Annotated in this window: 13 protein-coding genes; 6 read left to right on the top strand and 7 right to left on the bottom strand. The window is 71.7% G+C overall.

Features of this window, described 5'->3' with window-relative positions; all coding sequences use genetic code 11:
• The first annotated feature begins 138 nt into the window (after positions 1 to 138).
• Positions 139 to 615 carry a GtrA family protein gene (locus BLT62_RS05830; protein WP_083363213.1) on the top strand — a complete coding sequence of 159 codons (477 nt, stop codon included), beginning with the start codon at positions 139 to 141 and terminating at the stop codon, positions 613 to 615.
• Here BLT62_RS05830 and BLT62_RS05825 read toward each other — a convergent pair whose 3' ends face one another.
• Together BLT62_RS05825 and BLT62_RS05820 are read right to left on the bottom strand one after the other, a co-directional pair.
• On the bottom strand, positions 616 to 1,212 hold the full coding sequence (locus BLT62_RS05825; protein ID WP_231919362.1) for a PH domain-containing protein: 597 nt from the start codon (positions 1,210 to 1,212) through the stop codon (positions 616 to 618).
• Between the two features lie 7 nt (positions 1,213 to 1,219).
• Positions 1,220 to 2,128, bottom strand: a complete 909-nt coding sequence (locus BLT62_RS05820; RefSeq protein WP_083363212.1) for a biotin--[acetyl-CoA-carboxylase] ligase — start codon at positions 2,126 to 2,128, stop codon at positions 1,220 to 1,222.
• Positions 2,129 to 2,309: 181 nt separating this feature from the next.
• On the opposite strand from BLT62_RS05820, the gene BLT62_RS05815 reads away from it, so the two are divergent.
• Both BLT62_RS05815 and BLT62_RS05810 read left to right on the top strand, forming a co-directional pair.
• Entirely contained in the window at positions 2,310 to 3,881 is a 1,572-nt protein-coding gene (locus tag BLT62_RS05815) for an acyl-CoA carboxylase subunit beta (protein WP_231919413.1), read from the top strand.
• Positions 3,878 to 4,114, top strand: coding sequence for an acyl-CoA carboxylase epsilon subunit (locus BLT62_RS05810; RefSeq protein WP_083363210.1), 237 nt, complete (start codon positions 3,878 to 3,880; stop codon positions 4,112 to 4,114). The genes BLT62_RS05815 and BLT62_RS05810 overlap by 4 nt, the downstream gene beginning before the upstream one ends.
• Positions 4,115 to 4,447: 333 nt before the next feature.
• Here BLT62_RS05810 and BLT62_RS05805 read toward each other — a convergent pair whose 3' ends face one another.
• The 4 genes from BLT62_RS05805 to BLT62_RS05790 are packed head-to-tail and all read right to left on the bottom strand — an operon-like array spanning position 4,448 to position 8,828.
• Entirely contained in the window at positions 4,448 to 5,467 is a 1,020-nt protein-coding gene (locus tag BLT62_RS05805; protein WP_083363209.1) for a hypothetical protein, read from the bottom strand.
• Entirely contained in the window at positions 5,464 to 6,723 is a 1,260-nt protein-coding gene (locus tag BLT62_RS05800) for a sensor histidine kinase (protein ID WP_083363208.1), read from the bottom strand. The genes BLT62_RS05805 and BLT62_RS05800 overlap by 4 nt, the downstream gene beginning before the upstream one ends.
• The gene (locus tag BLT62_RS05795) at positions 6,710 to 7,390 is read right to left on the bottom strand and encodes a response regulator transcription factor (protein ID WP_083363207.1); all 681 of its coding nucleotides are present in this window, start codon (positions 7,388 to 7,390) and stop codon (positions 6,710 to 6,712) included. Before BLT62_RS05795 ends, BLT62_RS05800 begins: the two co-directional genes overlap by 14 nt.
• A 13-nt stretch (positions 7,391 to 7,403) precedes the next feature.
• On the bottom strand, positions 7,404 to 8,828 hold the full coding sequence (locus BLT62_RS05790; RefSeq protein ID WP_156786251.1) for a class I SAM-dependent RNA methyltransferase: 1,425 nt from the start codon (positions 8,826 to 8,828) through the stop codon (positions 7,404 to 7,406).
• Positions 8,829 to 8,869: 41 nt separating this feature from the next.
• Between BLT62_RS05790 and BLT62_RS05785 the strand changes: the two genes are divergently transcribed.
• The 3 genes from BLT62_RS05785 (at position 8,870) to BLT62_RS05775 (ending at position 12,877) form a co-directional block, all read left to right on the top strand.
• The gene (locus tag BLT62_RS05785; protein WP_083363206.1) at positions 8,870 to 9,508 is read left to right on the top strand and encodes a Maf family protein; all 639 of its coding nucleotides are present in this window, start codon (positions 8,870 to 8,872) and stop codon (positions 9,506 to 9,508) included.
• Between the two features lie 96 nt (positions 9,509 to 9,604).
• Positions 9,605 to 11,365, top strand: a complete 1,761-nt coding sequence (locus BLT62_RS05780; RefSeq protein ID WP_083363205.1) for an acetyl/propionyl/methylcrotonyl-CoA carboxylase subunit alpha — start codon at positions 9,605 to 9,607, stop codon at positions 11,363 to 11,365.
• Between the two features lie 306 nt (positions 11,366 to 11,671).
• The gene (locus BLT62_RS05775; protein ID WP_231919361.1) at positions 11,672 to 12,877 is read left to right on the top strand and encodes an acyl-CoA dehydrogenase family protein; all 1,206 of its coding nucleotides are present in this window, start codon (positions 11,672 to 11,674) and stop codon (positions 12,875 to 12,877) included.
• A gap of 24 nt (positions 12,878 to 12,901) precedes the next feature.
• Here the strand turns inward: BLT62_RS05775 and BLT62_RS05770 are convergent, their stop codons facing one another.
• Positions 12,902 to 14,341 (bottom strand): NAD(P)H-quinone dehydrogenase, encoded by a 1,440-nt coding sequence (locus BLT62_RS05770; protein ID WP_083363203.1) that lies wholly within the window; start codon positions 14,339 to 14,341, stop codon positions 12,902 to 12,904.
• Positions 14,342 to 14,345 lie beyond the last annotated feature (4 nt).

Below are 14,345 nucleotides of genomic sequence, written 5' to 3'. Positions count from 1 at the left end.
GCACGCTTCCAGCATCGCGCGAGCGCGGGGTCGTAAACTGCCCTGCGCGTCGTTCTTCTATCTTTGCGCATTCGAGACCGTCACAATTCAGCACGCACGATTTTCAGCACGCTCCGATCAATCGACAGGATTCCGGCCATGGCCCAGGTGCCCGCCCGCGGGAAACGCGCCCGCTTCCAGGCCCTGATGGTGCAGGTGGCGAAGTTCGGTGCCGTCGGCGCCGTCGGGCTGGTCGTGGACGTCGCGCTGTTCAACCTGCTGCGCACCACCGTGCTGAGCCCGGAGCTGGTGGCCTCCGGCCCGCTCATCGCCAAGTCCATCTCGACAACCGTCGCGATTCTCGTCAACTGGGTCGGCAACAGGCTGTGGACATTCGGGAAGCAGCGCACCGGCCGCACCCTGCGCGAGGGGATCGAGTTCTTCGCGGTGAGCGCCGCGGGCATGGCGATCTCGGTCGGCTGCCTGTGGTTCTCCCGCGAGGTGCTCGGCTTCACCTCGCTGCTGGCCGACAACATCGCCTCGAATGTCGTCGGCCTGGCCCTCGGCGCGGCGTTCCGCTTCCTGCTGTACCGCTACTGGGTCTTCGCCCCGCGCCGGGCGGCCCTGGCCGACTAGCTAGCGCTCGCCCCAGGCCACGGTGTGGTCGTCGCCGGCGGGCTGCCCGCCCGGCCGCCGGGCCGCGTTGGCACCCTGGTTGGCCTCCATCAGCTCGTGCAGCGTGCGCTGCACGAGCGAGGCGTTCGGCACGTCGCGCAGCACGATCGGCTGCTCCTGCCCCGTGTTGATGAGGATGTCGCCGGTGCGGAACGCGCTCTGCAGCCAGGAGCGGCGCACGCTGACGTCGTAGCCGCGGCTGTGCATCAGCTCCTGGCGCACGCGCACGAAGAAGCCGTGCCGCACGATCACGCGCCGGGTGGTGATTGTGTAGCGCCGGCTCAGCCAGGCCAGCAGCGGCACGACGAAGCCGATCAGAACCAGCAGCGCCGCGACGACGAGCACGGCGATGTTCTGCCATTCCTCCGGCATCCGCCCGCCGAGGTAGCCCGCGGCGCCGGCCACGGCGAGCAGCAGGATCGTCGGCCAGAACAGCATCCGGCCGTGCCGCCGGAGGCGTGCGATGACGTGCTCGGCGGGGGCGGCGGACTGCGCTGCCCGGCCCGACGGCGGCATTCCGCCCGCCGCGGGCTGCGCCGCTCCACCGTGGTTCGTCATAAGCCCATTAATAGCGCAGATGTGTCACGTCGCCCGCTGCGACAGACGTCTCTTCGGCACTGGAGTGCTCGCGCACGCGCAGCCGGCCGTCCTCCTCGATCGCCACCGCCGTGCCGAGCAGCTCGCCGCCACCGGGCAGCTCCACCCGCACTGCCTGGCCGAGCGTGCCGCAGAGCGCGCTCACCTCGGCGTGCAGGCCGCTGGCCACGGCGTCGCCGCCCGCGGCGAGGAAGGCGCGGTAGAGCGCGGTGAGCTCGCCGAGGTACCCGGCGAGCACGGCATCCGGGCTCACCTTCGACCCCGTCACCAGGGTGAGCGAGGTGGAGGAGATGGTGGGCAGGTCGTGCTCGTCCAGCGAGACGTTCAGCCCCGCGCCGATCACGAGGCCGGCGGGCACGCCGCCCGCGGGGATCGGCAGCATCTCGCTCAGGATGCCGCTGACCTTGTAGCCGGAGATCTGCACGTCGTTCGGCCACTTGAGCGTCACCGGGGGTGCGTCGGCGACGCTCTCCTCGCCCGCGATGGCCGCCTCCGCCGCCTTCTTCTCGTGCCCGGCGACGACGACGCGGCGCACGGCCCTCGTCATCGCCGCCCCCGCCAGCAGCGGGAACCAGCCGTAGCTGTCGGCCGGCAGCGGCGAGCCGTCGGGCAGGGTGGGGCGCAGCAGCGCGGAGATCGCCAGCGACTTGCCGGTGGGCGCCAGCCAGCTGCGGCCCAGCCGGCCGCGGCCGCGGGTCTGGTTGTCGGTGACGATGACCGACAGGTCCGGCCACTCCGCGGCCTGCTCCCCGGTCGCGCGGGCGATCATCTCGTCGTTGGTCGAGCCGGTCTCGGCGAGCGCTGCGAAGCGCGCCACGGCGGCGGCGCTCTGCGGGAACGCGGCTTCTGGCGGCAGGGACGATGCGGGAATGCTCATGAAACTCCTTGGCTGGCGGCACTTGCCATTGTGCCCGAGCCCGGCGGGCGCCGCACCGGACGACCGCGCCCGGCCACAACCACTGCGGGCAACTTTGTAGGGAATCGTCAAAGGAATGCGCCCCTCTGTGCAGGATAGAGTGAACCGCGTGACCGAGAACTCCAGCACCGCGGCCCCCGACATGTACACGACGGCGGGCAAGCTCGCCGACCTGAAGCAGCGCTACCACGAGGCCGTCACGGCCAGTGGGGACGCCGCGATCGCCAAGCAGCACGCCAAGGGCAAGATGACGGCGCGCGAGCGTATCGAGTCCCTGCTCGACCCGGGCTCGTTCGTCGAGCTCGACGAGTACGTGCGACACCGCACCCACGCCTTCGGCATGGAGGCCAAGCGCCCATACGGCGACGCCGTCGTGACCGGGCTCGGCACCATCCACGGCCGCCAGGTGGCCGTCTACTCGCAGGACTTCACCATCTTCGGCGGCTCGCTCGGCGAGGTCGCCGGCGAGAAGATCATCAAGGTGATGGACCACGCGCTGAAGACCGGCGTGCCGATCATCGGCATCCTCGACTCCGGCGGAGCCCGCATCCAGGAGGGCGTCGTCGCGCTCGGCAAGTACGGCGAGATCTTCCGCCGCAACACGCTGGCCTCCGGCGTCATCCCGCAGATCTCCATCATCATGGGCCCGGCCGCCGGCGGCGCCGTGTACTCCCCCGCCCTCACCGACTTCGTCATCATGGTCGACAAGACCAGCCAGATGTTCGTCACCGGCCCCGACGTCATCAAGACGGTCACCGGCGAGGACGTCGGCATGGAGGAGCTCGGCGGCGCGCTCACCCACAACAAGGTCTCTGGCGTCTCGCACTACCTGGCCAGCGACGAGCCGGACGCCCTCGACTACGCCCGCGCGCTGATCAGCTTCCTGCCGGACAACAACCTGGCCGAGCTGCCCGTGTACGAGAGCAAGGTCGAGCTCGAGATCACGGATGCCGACCGCAAGCTGAACACGATCATCCCCGACTCGCCGAACCAGCCCTATGACATGACCACGGTCATCGAGCACCTGGTCGACCACGGCGACTTCCTCGAGGTGCAGCCGCTGTTCGCCCCGAACATCCTCGTCGGCTTCGCCCGCATCGAGGGCCGCTCGGTCGGCGTCATCGCCAACCAGCCCAACGCCATGGCCGGCACCCTGAACATCGACGCCGGCGAGAAGGCCAGCCGCTTCGTTCGCTTCTGCGACGCGTTCTCGATCCCGATCCTCACCCTCGTCGACGTGCCCGGCTACCTGCCCGGCACCGACCAGGAGTGGACGGGCGTCATCCGCCGCGGCGCGAAGCTGCTCTACGCCTACGCGGAGGCGACCGTGCCGCTGGTGACCGTCATCACCCGCAAGGCCTACGGCGGCGCCTACATCGTGATGGGCTCCAAGCAGCTCGGCGCCGACATCAACCTGGCCTGGCCGACGGCGGAGATCGCCGTGATGGGCGGCCAGGGCGCCGTGAACATCCTCTACCGCCCGGAGCTCAAGCGCGCAGAGGAGGCCGGCGAGGACGTCGCCGCCGTGCGCACCAAGCTGGCCAACGAGTACACCTACAACGTGGCCAGCCCGTTCCTGGCGGCCGAGCGCGGCGAGCTGGACGGCGTGATCGAGCCGGCCGCGACCCGCATCGCCGTGGTCAAGGCGCTGCGGGCGCTGCGCACCAAGCGCGCCAGCCTGCCGCCCAAGAAGCACGGGAACATCCCGCTGTGAGCGGCGAGCAGACGCCGGGCCTTGATCCGGCCAGCCTCCACTTCATCACCCGGCGCGTCTCGGCCTCCGAGCGCGCCGCGGTGGCCGTTGTGCTCGCCGCCCAGCTGGCGCAGGAGTCCGCGCAGCTCGGCGCGGCGCCCGGCCACGGCACCTCCGCCTGGCAGCGCTCGCAGCGGCCGCTGCGCGCTCCCCTCGTGCCCGGCCTCGGGCGCTGGTCGCGGCCAGAGCTCTGAACGGCTTGTACCCCAATGTCCCCCTAAATGACGACTGGTGAGGGCATCCAACCTCCAGCAATATAGTTATTGCTAGGTGTCTCTCATTGAGTTACACCACCAATCACTCGCCGACTAGGGTAAGCAGGCGAGTGTTTTGGGGGCGAGTCAGGGTTGCATTCGGGTTGCCGCCCTGACTCGGATTCTCGAAAGGGAGTCGACCTTCGGGCCGACTCCCTTTCGGTTTCTACACCGGTGCGGAAGAAATCCTCACTTCACGCGTTCGCTGCTCGCAGGCCCCGCCTCGCAGCCTCGCCGCTCAGGTCAGCCAGACCAGGCCCTCCGGCCCGCGCCTCACAGGCTGCGCGGGATCTCCAGCCACAGCTCGACCTCGTCATCGAGCTCCTCGTGGCCGAGCGCGCTCGCGCTGCCGCCGTCGCTCAGGCGCAGGCCGACGACCGTCACGGCCGTCTCAGAGCCGTCGGAGACGGTCCTGGCGATGATCTTGTTGGCCGCGCTGCCGCCGATCGCGTCGGCCAGCGTGTCCAGCACGCGGCCGCGATCCCCGTCGCCCAGCTCGTCGATGCCGCCCTCGTCGAGGAGGGTGACGATCGCGCCCTGCCCCCTGGCGGCGCGCACGGCGGCGCGCACCCGGTCGTTCAGCAGCATCCGGCCGCGGATCTCGTCGCGGATGGCCGCCTCGAGGTTGCGGCACTCCTGGCGCTGCTCGTCGTTGAGGTCGCCGCCGACGTCCGAGATGCGGCGGAGCATCGGGGCGGCGATGCGGTTCGTCTGGGCGAGCCGGAAGCGCCGCTCGTAGAGGTGGGCGTCCTGGGCGGCCTGCCACTCGGTCGCCTCCCGCTCGGCCCGCAGGAAGTGGTTCGCGTCGCGGCCGGCCTTGGCCAGCTGCAGCCCGAGCATGTGCGCGACGGCCACCCAGACGATGCTGCCGACGACGCCGATGCCGCCGAGCGCGCCCGGCCCGGCCCAGATCAGCGTGTGCAGGGCGAGGAAGCCGACGCCGGCCCAGGCCAGGGCGAGGCGCCGGCGGGCGGCCGCGATCGTCATCAGGGTGCCGACCGCCGCCACGTACCAGGTGGCGTAGCCGTTGTCCTGCCCCGGATCCAGCTGGCTCGCCACCAGCAGCGGCAGGGCGATGGCCGTCGCCAGGGTGAACCCGCCGAGCCAGAGCGGCATCCGGGTCGGGCTGCTCGGCCAGAGGGCGATCAGGGTGGCCACGGCGTAGAGCGCCATCGCCACAACGGAGGGCCACGGCGAGTCCGGCACCGAGAGGGCATAGAGGCCGAGGATGACGTGGTAGCCGGAGAACAGGGCGCCGAGGGCGAGGATCAGCAGCCGGGGAATCGTGATCATGCCTGGCCGCCCTCGCTCGGTGCCGGCCAGGCCAGCACGATCGTCGTGCCTGCGCCGCGGGCGCTCTGCACCCGGGCCACGCCGCCGACGGAGGAGATGCGCTCGAGGATGGAGACGCGCACGCCGATCCGGGCGGCCGGCGTCGCGTCGACGTCGAAGCCGACGCCGCTGTCCGCGATCGCCAGGCGCACCATGCCGGAGGCGTCGGCGTGCATGGTGAGCGAGCGGCGCACCGGGCGCCGCAGCGCTGGCTCGCTGCCGTTCCCGCCCGCGTGCTGCAGGCTGTTCACCAGCGCCTGCACGGCGGCCGAGTACAGCGCCTCCGCAGCCTGCGCCGGCAGCGTGTGGCCGACCAGGGGTCCGACGCTCACGCTGACCGGCGCCGAGAACCCGGCGACGGCGGCGCGCAGCCGGCGCTCGAGGTGGGCGACGGGCACGGCGCGGTCGCTGCCGGGGAGCACGCTGCTCGCGGCATCCACCTTGGCGATCGCCTCCCTGGCCATCCGGGCCGCCAGCTCGCCGTCGGCATCGGTGCGGGCGTTCGCGGCGGAGAGCAGGGTGGTCAGCACACTGTCGTGCACGATGGCGTCGACCTCGATCCGCTCCAGCTCCGTCGCGTGCTGCCGCACGGCGGTGGTGTAGCTGCTCAGGGCGGCGATCTGGGCGACGTCGACGGCGGATGCCGCCTGCCGCAGCATCGTGATGATGATGAGCACCACGAGGCCCAGCATGATCGCGTACAGCGCGTCCAGGGCGGCCAGCGCGGTGTCGGCGCTGCCGCCGGACGGCAGGGTGCGCAGCGCGCCGTAGACGACCGGGACGATCACCGTGTACGCGGCGGCCCAGACGACGGGGAAGGCGACCGCCGCGCAGGCCGTCGCCACGGTGCAGAGGAACCAGAGCCAGGAGGCCTGGGTGGCGAAGGGGGCGGTGTCGACCACCGTCAGCGGCCAGACCAGCAGCGCGCCGAGATAGGCGATCGCCACCCAGCTGGTGGTGAGCCGCACGAAGCGGTTGAACACGCTGGCGACGGCGACGAGGATGAGCCCGCCGAACACGGCCAGGTTGACGGCATCCGCCCACCCGCGGTCGAGGTCCGGCAGCTGCCGGAACATGATCGGCAGGCACTGCAGGCCGAAGACGATGCCGAAGATCCCGACGGCGCGCGCGGCGATGACCTCGATCTTGGCCGCGCTGATCGCCCTGATCCCCGTGCTGCCGCGCGCGGGGGGCGCGACGGTGCTAGCCGCGACCATCCTCGCCGTCCTGGTCGAGCCCCGGCAGGATTCCGTCCTCCACGGCGCGGCGCAACAGGTCGACCTTGGTCGGTGCCGGGCGCCCGACCTCGACGTACTTCATGCGGATGCGGTCCAGGTACTCGCGCGCCGTGGAGTGGGCGATGCCCAGCTGCCCGGCGACGAGCTTGAGCGGCAGGCCGGAGGCGTAGAGGTGCAGCACGTCGCGCTCGCGCCGGCCCAGCTGCGCCTTCGCGAAGTCGCGGTCGGCGTCGATGGCCGTGGCCCACTCGAGGTTGTTGAGCACCTCTCCCCTGGCCACCGTGGCGATGGCCGCCATCACCGTGGTGGTCGGCGAGGACTTGGGGATGACGCCGGCGACGCCTGCGGCCAGGGCCTCGCGCACGCTGGCGACCCGGTCGGCGATGCTGTGCACCAGCACGGCCGCCCCGGTGGCCTGGGCGAGCTTGACGTTGTCGGTGATCCGGGAGCCGTCGCCGAGCGAGAGGTCGAGCACGACCACGTCGACCGGGCGCCCGTCCAGGCCGTCGATCAGCGCCTGCGCGGTGGCGGCGGTGAAGACGACGTCGTAGCCGGCGGCCGCGCAGGCCGCCGTGATGCCGAGTCGGACCGACTCGTGGTCGTCGACGATTGCGACGCGTGCCAGTGCCTGTTCAGTGATCACCATCTGCTCTACCGCCCTAGTTGCTCGGGACGAGTCGGGCGACGGCCTCGACGTGGTGGGTGTTCGGGAACAGGTCGAAGGCGCGCAGCGAGGCCAGCTCGTAGCCGTGGCCGGCCAGCAGCCCGATGTCACGGGCCAGCGCAACGGGGTCGCAGGCCACGTAGATCAGCTGGCGCGGGCGGAGGGCGGCCAACGAGTCGATCACGGCCCGGCCGGCGCCGGCGCGCGGCGGGTCGAGCACGACCGTCGCGGCCTGCAGGCGGGCGCGCTCTGCCGCGCTGGCGTCGCGGTTGACCCGGGCCAGGTAGCGGTCGACCCGGTCGGTGATGGCGGCGGCGCCGACCCACTCGGCCAGGTTCTCTGCCGCGTGGTCGGTGGCGACGGCGTCCGACTCGACGGTGGTGATGCGCACGGTCTCGCCGAAGCGGTCGCCGACGGCGGCGGCCAGCAGGCCGACCCCGCCGTAGAGGTCGAGGTTGGCGGCGCGCGGGTCGAACTCGGCCTCGTCGATGGTGGACTGCACGGCGCGGTACAGGGTGTCTGCCGCGTTGGCGTGCACCTGCCAGAAGCCGCCGGCGGAGAGGCCGAAGGTGCGCTCGTTGACGACCTCGTAGATGGTCTGGGTGGCCGGCTGCGCCGGGCGGCCCTTCGCGTCGCGCTCGACGACGACGAGGCGGGTCGCGTCGGCGCTCGGCGCGATGACATCGACGTAGGCGGCGCCGGGGAAGCGCTGGGTCAGCGGGGCGTGCTCGGCGACGCTGGCGGTGGCCAGCGGCAGCGAGGTGACGGGCACGACGGTGTGCGAGCGGGCCGCGTACGGGCCGACCCGGCCCTGCTCGTCGACCTGCAGGCGCACCCGGGTGCGCCAGCCGGTGCCGTCCTGCTCCGCGCCGGCCGGTGCGTCGCTGGCGGGGGCGATGGCCTCGACGCTCAGGCCGTCGGTGACGTCGGCGCCGAGCTTGGCGAAGCGCTGCAGCGAGTCGGCGAGCACGGCGGCCTTGAGGCTGCGCTGGGCGGCCAGCTCGATGTGGCCGAACTCGGCACCGCCCGCGCGCACGGCGGGGTCGCGGCTGAGTGCCGCCTCGGCCCAGATGTGCTCGCGGCGCTCGGGCGCGGCGTCCAGGACCTCGAGGGTCTCTGCACGCCAGAAGCTGGCGTGGCCGTCATCCGTGATCCGGGCGCGCACCTTCTCGCCGGGCAGGCTGTCGCTGACGAAGATGACCCGGCCCTCGTGGCGGGCGACGAAGACACCGCCGTGGGCTACGTTGGTGACGTCGAGCTCGACCTCCGTGCCGACGGCCGGACCGGCGGGCTTGGCAGCCCGGGCCCGCGGCGCCTGTGCGGCCTGCGGCTGCGCTTGAGGCTGTGCTCGTTTGCTCCCGCGTGCTGGTGCGGCTTTAGCCGGTCGTGCGGATCCTGCAGAACGTGCTCGATTACCCATGCATTGATCGTCCCACACCGCGGGCAAATGAAAGGCACCGAATGCGTCTCTACCTCGCCTCGACCTCCCCCGCCCGCCTCGCCACGCTGCGGGCGGCCGGCATCGAGCCGCTCACCCACTCCCCCGGGGTCGACGAGGAGGCGCTCGTCGCCCGGGTCGAGGCCGAGCAGGGCCCGCTTGCCGCCCCGGACATGGTGCAGCTGCTGGCGCAGGCCAAGGCGGAGGCGATCGTCGGCGCGCACGTCGCGGGAGGGCCCATCGACGGGCTGATCCTCGGCGGCGACTCCGCCTTCCTCTTCGACGGGCAGATCTTCGGCAAGCCGCACGAGCCGGCCGTGGCCAGGGAGCGCTGGCTCAGCCAGCGCGGGCGCACCGGCGAGCTCTGGAGCGGGCACTGGCTGATCGATCACCGCGGCGGCAGGGTGCGCGGCGCGGTCGGCCGGGCCGACATGGCCACCGTCACCTTCGCCGAGCCGGATGACGCAGAGATCGACGCCTACATCGCCACCGGCGAGCCGCTCTCCGTGGCCGGCGCCTTCACCATCGACAGCCTGGGCGGGCCCTTCATCCGCCGGGTGGACGGCGACCCGAGCACGGTCGTCGGCCTCTCCCTCTCGACGCTGCGGGAACTGGTGCGGGAGCTCGGCGTGGACTGGCCGAGCCTCTGGAACCGGCGCTGAGCACGAGCAGAATTGTCGACATCCGCAGCTCTTCCGGGGCATGTTTGTCGATACCAACCAAAGCCCGGCCTGCGCGGGGCAATAAGCTAGGGAACTATGCCTCGTATAACCAAGGTCCTTGTCGCTAACCGGGGCGAGATCGCCGTTCGCGTGATGCGGGCCGCTCGCGACCACGGAATTCTCTCTGTCGCCGTCTACGCCGACCAGGACCGCGATGCCCAGCACGCGCGCCTCGCCGACGAGGCGTACGGCCTGGACGGCAGCACCAGCGCCGAGACGTACCTCGTCATCGACAAGCTGCTCTCCATCGCCCGCCGCTCCGGCGCCGACGCCGTGCACCCCGGCTACGGCTTCCTCGCCGAGAACGCCGACTTCGCCCGCGCCGTCATGGCCGCCGGGCTCACCTGGATCGGGCCGAGCCCCGAGGCCATCGAGAAGCTCGGCGACAAGGTGTCCGCCCGCCACGTGGCAGAGAAGGTCGGCGCGCCGCTGGCCCCCGGCACCCTGAACCCCGTCGCCGACGCCGCAGAGGTGCTCGCCTTCGTCGACGTGCACGGCCTGCCCGTCGCCATCAAGGCCGCCTTCGGCGGCGGTGGCCGCGGACTCAAGGTCGCCCGCGAGCGCGACGAGGTCGCCGAGCTGTTCGAGTCCGCGACCCGTGAGGCCATCGCCGCCTTCGGCCGCGGCGAGTGCTTCGTCGAGAAGTACCTCGACCAGCCCCGCCACGTCGAGACCCAGTGCCTGGCCGACGCGCACGGCAACGTCGTCGTCGTCTCGACCCGTGACTGCTCGCTGCAGCGCCGCCACCAGAAGCTCGTCGAGGAGGCGCCGGCACCGTTCCTCACCGCAGAGCAGAACACCGAGCTCTACCGCGCGTCCAAGGCCATCCTCAAGGAGGTCGGCTACGTCGGCGCCGGCACCTGCGAGTTCCTCATCGGCAAGGACGGCACCGTCTCCTTCCTCGAGGTGAACACCCGCCTGCAGGTGGAGCACCCCGTCTCCGAGGAGATCACCGGCATCGACCTGGTCCGCGAGCAGTTCCGCCTGGCCGAGGGCGGCGTGCTCGACTATGAGGACCCGACCCCGCGCGGCCACTCCTTCGAGTTCCGCATCAACGGCGAGGACGCCGGCCGCAACTTCATGCCGGCCCCCGGCCCGATCCACGTCTTCAAGCCCGCCGGCGGCCCCGGCGTGCGCGTCGACAGCGGCGTCCAGGCCGGCGATGTCATTTCCGGCTCCTTCGACTCGCTGCTGGCCAAGCTCATCGTCACCGGTGCCACCCGCGAGGAGGCGCTGGAGCGCTCGCGCCGCGCCCTCGACGAGTTCGAGGTCGCCGGTCTGCCGACCGTGCTGCCCTTCCACCGGGCGATCGTGAGCGACCCGGCCTTCGCCCCGGAGAACGGCGAGCCGTTCAGCATCTACACCCGCTGGATCGAGACCGAGTTCGTCAACGAGATCGAGCCGTGGAGCGGAACCGGCGAGGAGGCCGCCGCCCCGCAGGAGCGCCACAGCGTCGTCGTCGAGGTCGACGGACGCCGCATCGAGGTCACCGTGCCGACCCGCCTGCTGCCCGGCTCCGCCGAGCTCACCGCGGGCCCCGCCCCGCGCCGTCGTGCCTCCGCATCCGTCAACACCTCCACCGGCGACAGCGTCAACGCGCCGATGCAGGCGACGATCGTCAAGATCGCCGTCGCCGAGGGCGACAAGGTCGTCAAGGGCGACCTCATCGTCGTGCTCGAGGCCATGAAGATGGAGCAGCCGATCACCGCGCACCGCGACGGCACCGTCGGCCCGGTCAACGCCGCGGTCGGCTCCACGGTGTCCTCCGGGCACCTGCTGCTGAGCATCGTCGACTAGGGCCACAAGCCTCGAGCGGGGGCTTCTGCACAGTGCTGCTCTCCAGCACTGTGCAGAAGCCCCCGCTCGTTTTTCCCGGCGCGCGGTGCGCGGCATACGGGCTCCGAACCCCGCGCAGCCGTTCTGCGGATGCGCGGGGCGACACGCCGCAGTTTCGAGCAGACAGGCCGCTGCCGCGCGCTCGCATCCGCTGAACGGCTGCTCCCTGACAGGTCTGCTCAGCCTCTCGACAGGGCGGCCCCTGCGCGCGAGACTGGGAGTTCCGCGCGACGCCGCACCGGGTGCCGCCTGACCGGGAGGGCCCACGTGATCCAGGACTACGACGTCTCCGAGCCGCTTGACACCGACTTCTACCGGGTGTTCGCCGACATCCCCGAGGCCGACCGGGCGGCATGGCGGACGGCCCGCCAGTTCGTCGAGGAGATCTGGCCGACGGTCAACGAGGCGTGGGAGAACGCGGAGTACCCGCTCGAGCGGGTGCGCCGGATGGGCGAGCTCGGGCTGTTGAACGACGGCGTCGCCGGTGAGGGCCTGCGCACGCTCTCGCCGCTGGCCGCGGGCCTCGTCACCATGGAGGTGTCCCGCGGCGACGGCTCGCTCGGCACCATCATCGCCATCCAGGGCGGGCTCGCGCTCCGCACGATCGCCCTGCACGGCAGCGCGGAGCAGAAGGCGCGCTGGCTGGTCCCGGTCGAGCGGGCAGAGGTCCTCGCCGCGTTCGCGCTGACCGAGCCGCTGCACGGCTCCGACTCGGTGGCGCTCGAGACGACGGCGGTGCCGGATGCCGACGGCTGGGTGATCAACGGCACCAAGAAGTGGATCGGCCACGCCCTGGGCGGCGCCGTCACGATCGTCTGGGCCCGGGTGCCGAGCGACGACCCCGAGCACCGCGGCGGGGCCGTGCGCGGCTTCCTCGTGCCGCAGGACACCCCCGGCTACAGCGCGGAGGTGCTCACCGGCAAGATGGCGCTGCGCTCCGTGCACCAGACCCGGGTCACCCTCGAGAACGTGCGGGTGCCGGCCGACGCCGTGCTGCCCGGGACGCAGAGCTTCGCCGACACGGCGAGGGTGCTCTACGCCACCCGGCTCGGCGTCGCCTGGTCGGCGCTCGGCCACGCCGTCGCCTGCTACGAGGCCGCGCTCAACTACTCGCAACAGCGGGTGCAGTTCGGCCGCCCGCTGGCCCAGTCCCAGCTGGTGCAGGAGCGGCTGGCCCAGATGCTCTCCGACGTCACCTCGATGCAGCTGCACTGCCGGCACCTGGCCGAGCTCGACTCGCGCGGCGAGCTCGACCCGGTGATGGCGTCCATGGCGAAATACACCTGCACGCGCAAGGCGCGGGTGGTGGCCTCCATCGCCCGCGACATGCTCGGCGCCAACGGGGTGCTGCTGGAGAACCACGTCATCCGGCACCTCATCGACATGGAGGCCGTGCACACCTACGAGGGCACCGAGAGCATCCAGGCCCTCTTGATCGGCCGCCGGGTCACCGGCGAGAGCGCGTTCCGGTAGGGCGCGGGCGTCGGCGGCCCGTCGCTAGCTGTGCACGATGTGCATGGCGCGGGCAGCATCCGAGATGCTGCCGCTCAGCGACGGGTACACCGGGAAGGCGTCGGCTATCTGGTCGACCGTGAGGCGGTTCTCCACGGCGAGCGCCAGCGGGAAGATCAACTCGCTGGCCTTCGGGGCGACGATGACGCCGCCGATGACCGTTCCGGTGCCGCGGCTGGCGAAGAGCTTCACGAAGCCCTCCTTGATGCCCATCATCTTGGCGCGCGGGTTGGAGGCGAGCGGCAGCTTGTAGATCTCGCCGCGGCGGATGCCCTCCTCGATCTGCTTCTGCGTCCAGCCGACGGTGGCGATCTCCGGCTGGGTGAAGATGTTCGAGGTGATGTTCTGCAGCTCGGGCGGGCTGACGGCGTCGCCCATGGCGTGGAAGACGGCGGTGCGGCCCTGCATGGAGGCCACGGAGGCCAGCGGCATGAAGGTGGTGCAGTCGCCGGCGGCGTAGATGTTCGGCATCGAGGTGCGCGCCACCCGGTTCACCCGGATGTGGCCGGACTCGTCCAGCTGCACGCCGGCCTCCTCCAGGCCGATGCCCGCCGTGTTCGGGATGGCGCCGACGGCCATCAGGCAGTGGCTGCCCTCGACGGTGCTGCCGTCGGAGAGGGTGGCGATGACGCCGGTCTCCGTGCGCACGACGGAGTCGGCGCGGGACTTGTTCAGCACGCGCATGCCGTTGCGCTTGAACGCGTTCTCGATGACGTGGGCGGCGTCGACGTCCTCGCCGGGCAGCACCTGGTCGCGGCTGGAGATGAGCGTCACCTTGGCGCCGAGGGCGCGGTAGGCGGAGGCGAACTCAGCGCCGGTCACGCCGGAGCCGACGACGATGAGGTGCTCCGGCACCGTCTGCAGGTCGTAAAGCTGGGTCCAGGTGAGGATGCGCTCCCCGTCCGGAACCGCGGAGGCAAGCACGCGCGGGCTCGCGCCGACGGAGACGACGATGGTGTCGGCCTCGATGCGTTCGAAGTCGGTGCCGGCATCGCCCTGGGCGGTGGAGACGATGAGCGCGCCGGAGCCGTCCAGGCGCCCCTCACCCTGCACCAGGCGCACGCCGGCGCGCAGCAGGTTGGCCTTCATGTCCTCCGACTGCTGGCGGGCGAGGCTGAGCAGGCGCTTGTTGACGGCGGCCAGGTTGATGGCGACCTCGGGGCGCACGGGGGCGCCGTCGCCGCCGCGGACGAAGAACTGCACGCCGAGGTCGGCGGCCTCCTTGATCGAGTTCGAGGCCTCCGCCGTCGCGATCAGCGACTTGGACGGCACGACGTCGGTGAGCACGGCGGCCCCGCCGACTCCGACCCGCTCGACGAGCGTGACCTCGGCTCCCAGCTGCGCTCCGGCGAGCGCCGCTTCATACCCGCCGGGCCCTCCACCGAGTACTGCGATTCTGTGGGTGCGTTCGAACTCGTAGGCCATTGCT

It is taken from the genome of Microterricola viridarii (assembly GCF_900104895.1).
In the GTDB taxonomy this organism is placed as follows: domain Bacteria; phylum Actinomycetota; class Actinomycetes; order Actinomycetales; family Microbacteriaceae; genus Microterricola; species Microterricola viridarii.
The sequence above is the reverse complement of the archived record's forward strand: the minus strand, read 5'-3'. Positions and strand labels throughout refer to the sequence as shown.

What these genes read in the sequence shown, in the direction of transcription:
- BLT62_RS05800 (WP_083363208.1), bottom strand. Translation starts at nt 6,723, where the DNA reads ATGGTCGCGGCTAGCACCGTCGCGCCCCCCGCGCGCGGCAGCACGGGG.
- BLT62_RS05790 (WP_156786251.1), bottom strand. Translation starts at nt 8,828, where the DNA reads ATGGGTAATCGAGCACGTTCTGCAGGATCCGCACGACCGGCTAAAGCC.
- BLT62_RS05805 (WP_083363209.1), bottom strand. Translation starts at nt 5,467, where the DNA reads ATGATCACGATTCCCCGGCTGCTGATCCTCGCCCTCGGCGCCCTGTTC.
- BLT62_RS05780 (WP_083363205.1), top strand. Translation starts at nt 9,605, where the DNA reads ATGCCTCGTATAACCAAGGTCCTTGTCGCTAACCGGGGCGAGATCGCC.
- BLT62_RS05785 (WP_083363206.1), top strand. Translation starts at nt 8,870, where the DNA reads ATGCGTCTCTACCTCGCCTCGACCTCCCCCGCCCGCCTCGCCACGCTG.
- BLT62_RS05770 (WP_083363203.1), bottom strand. Translation starts at nt 14,341, where the DNA reads ATGGCCTACGAGTTCGAACGCACCCACAGAATCGCAGTACTCGGTGGA.
- BLT62_RS05820 (WP_083363212.1), bottom strand. Translation starts at nt 2,128, where the DNA reads ATGAGCATTCCCGCATCGTCCCTGCCGCCAGAAGCCGCGTTCCCGCAG.
- BLT62_RS05815 (WP_231919413.1), top strand. Translation starts at nt 2,310, where the DNA reads ATGTACACGACGGCGGGCAAGCTCGCCGACCTGAAGCAGCGCTACCAC.
- BLT62_RS05830 (WP_083363213.1), top strand. Translation starts at nt 139, where the DNA reads ATGGCCCAGGTGCCCGCCCGCGGGAAACGCGCCCGCTTCCAGGCCCTG.
- BLT62_RS05825 (WP_231919362.1), bottom strand. Translation starts at nt 1,212, where the DNA reads ATGACGAACCACGGTGGAGCGGCGCAGCCCGCGGCGGGCGGAATGCCG.
- BLT62_RS05795 (WP_083363207.1), bottom strand. Translation starts at nt 7,390, where the DNA reads ATGGTGATCACTGAACAGGCACTGGCACGCGTCGCAATCGTCGACGAC.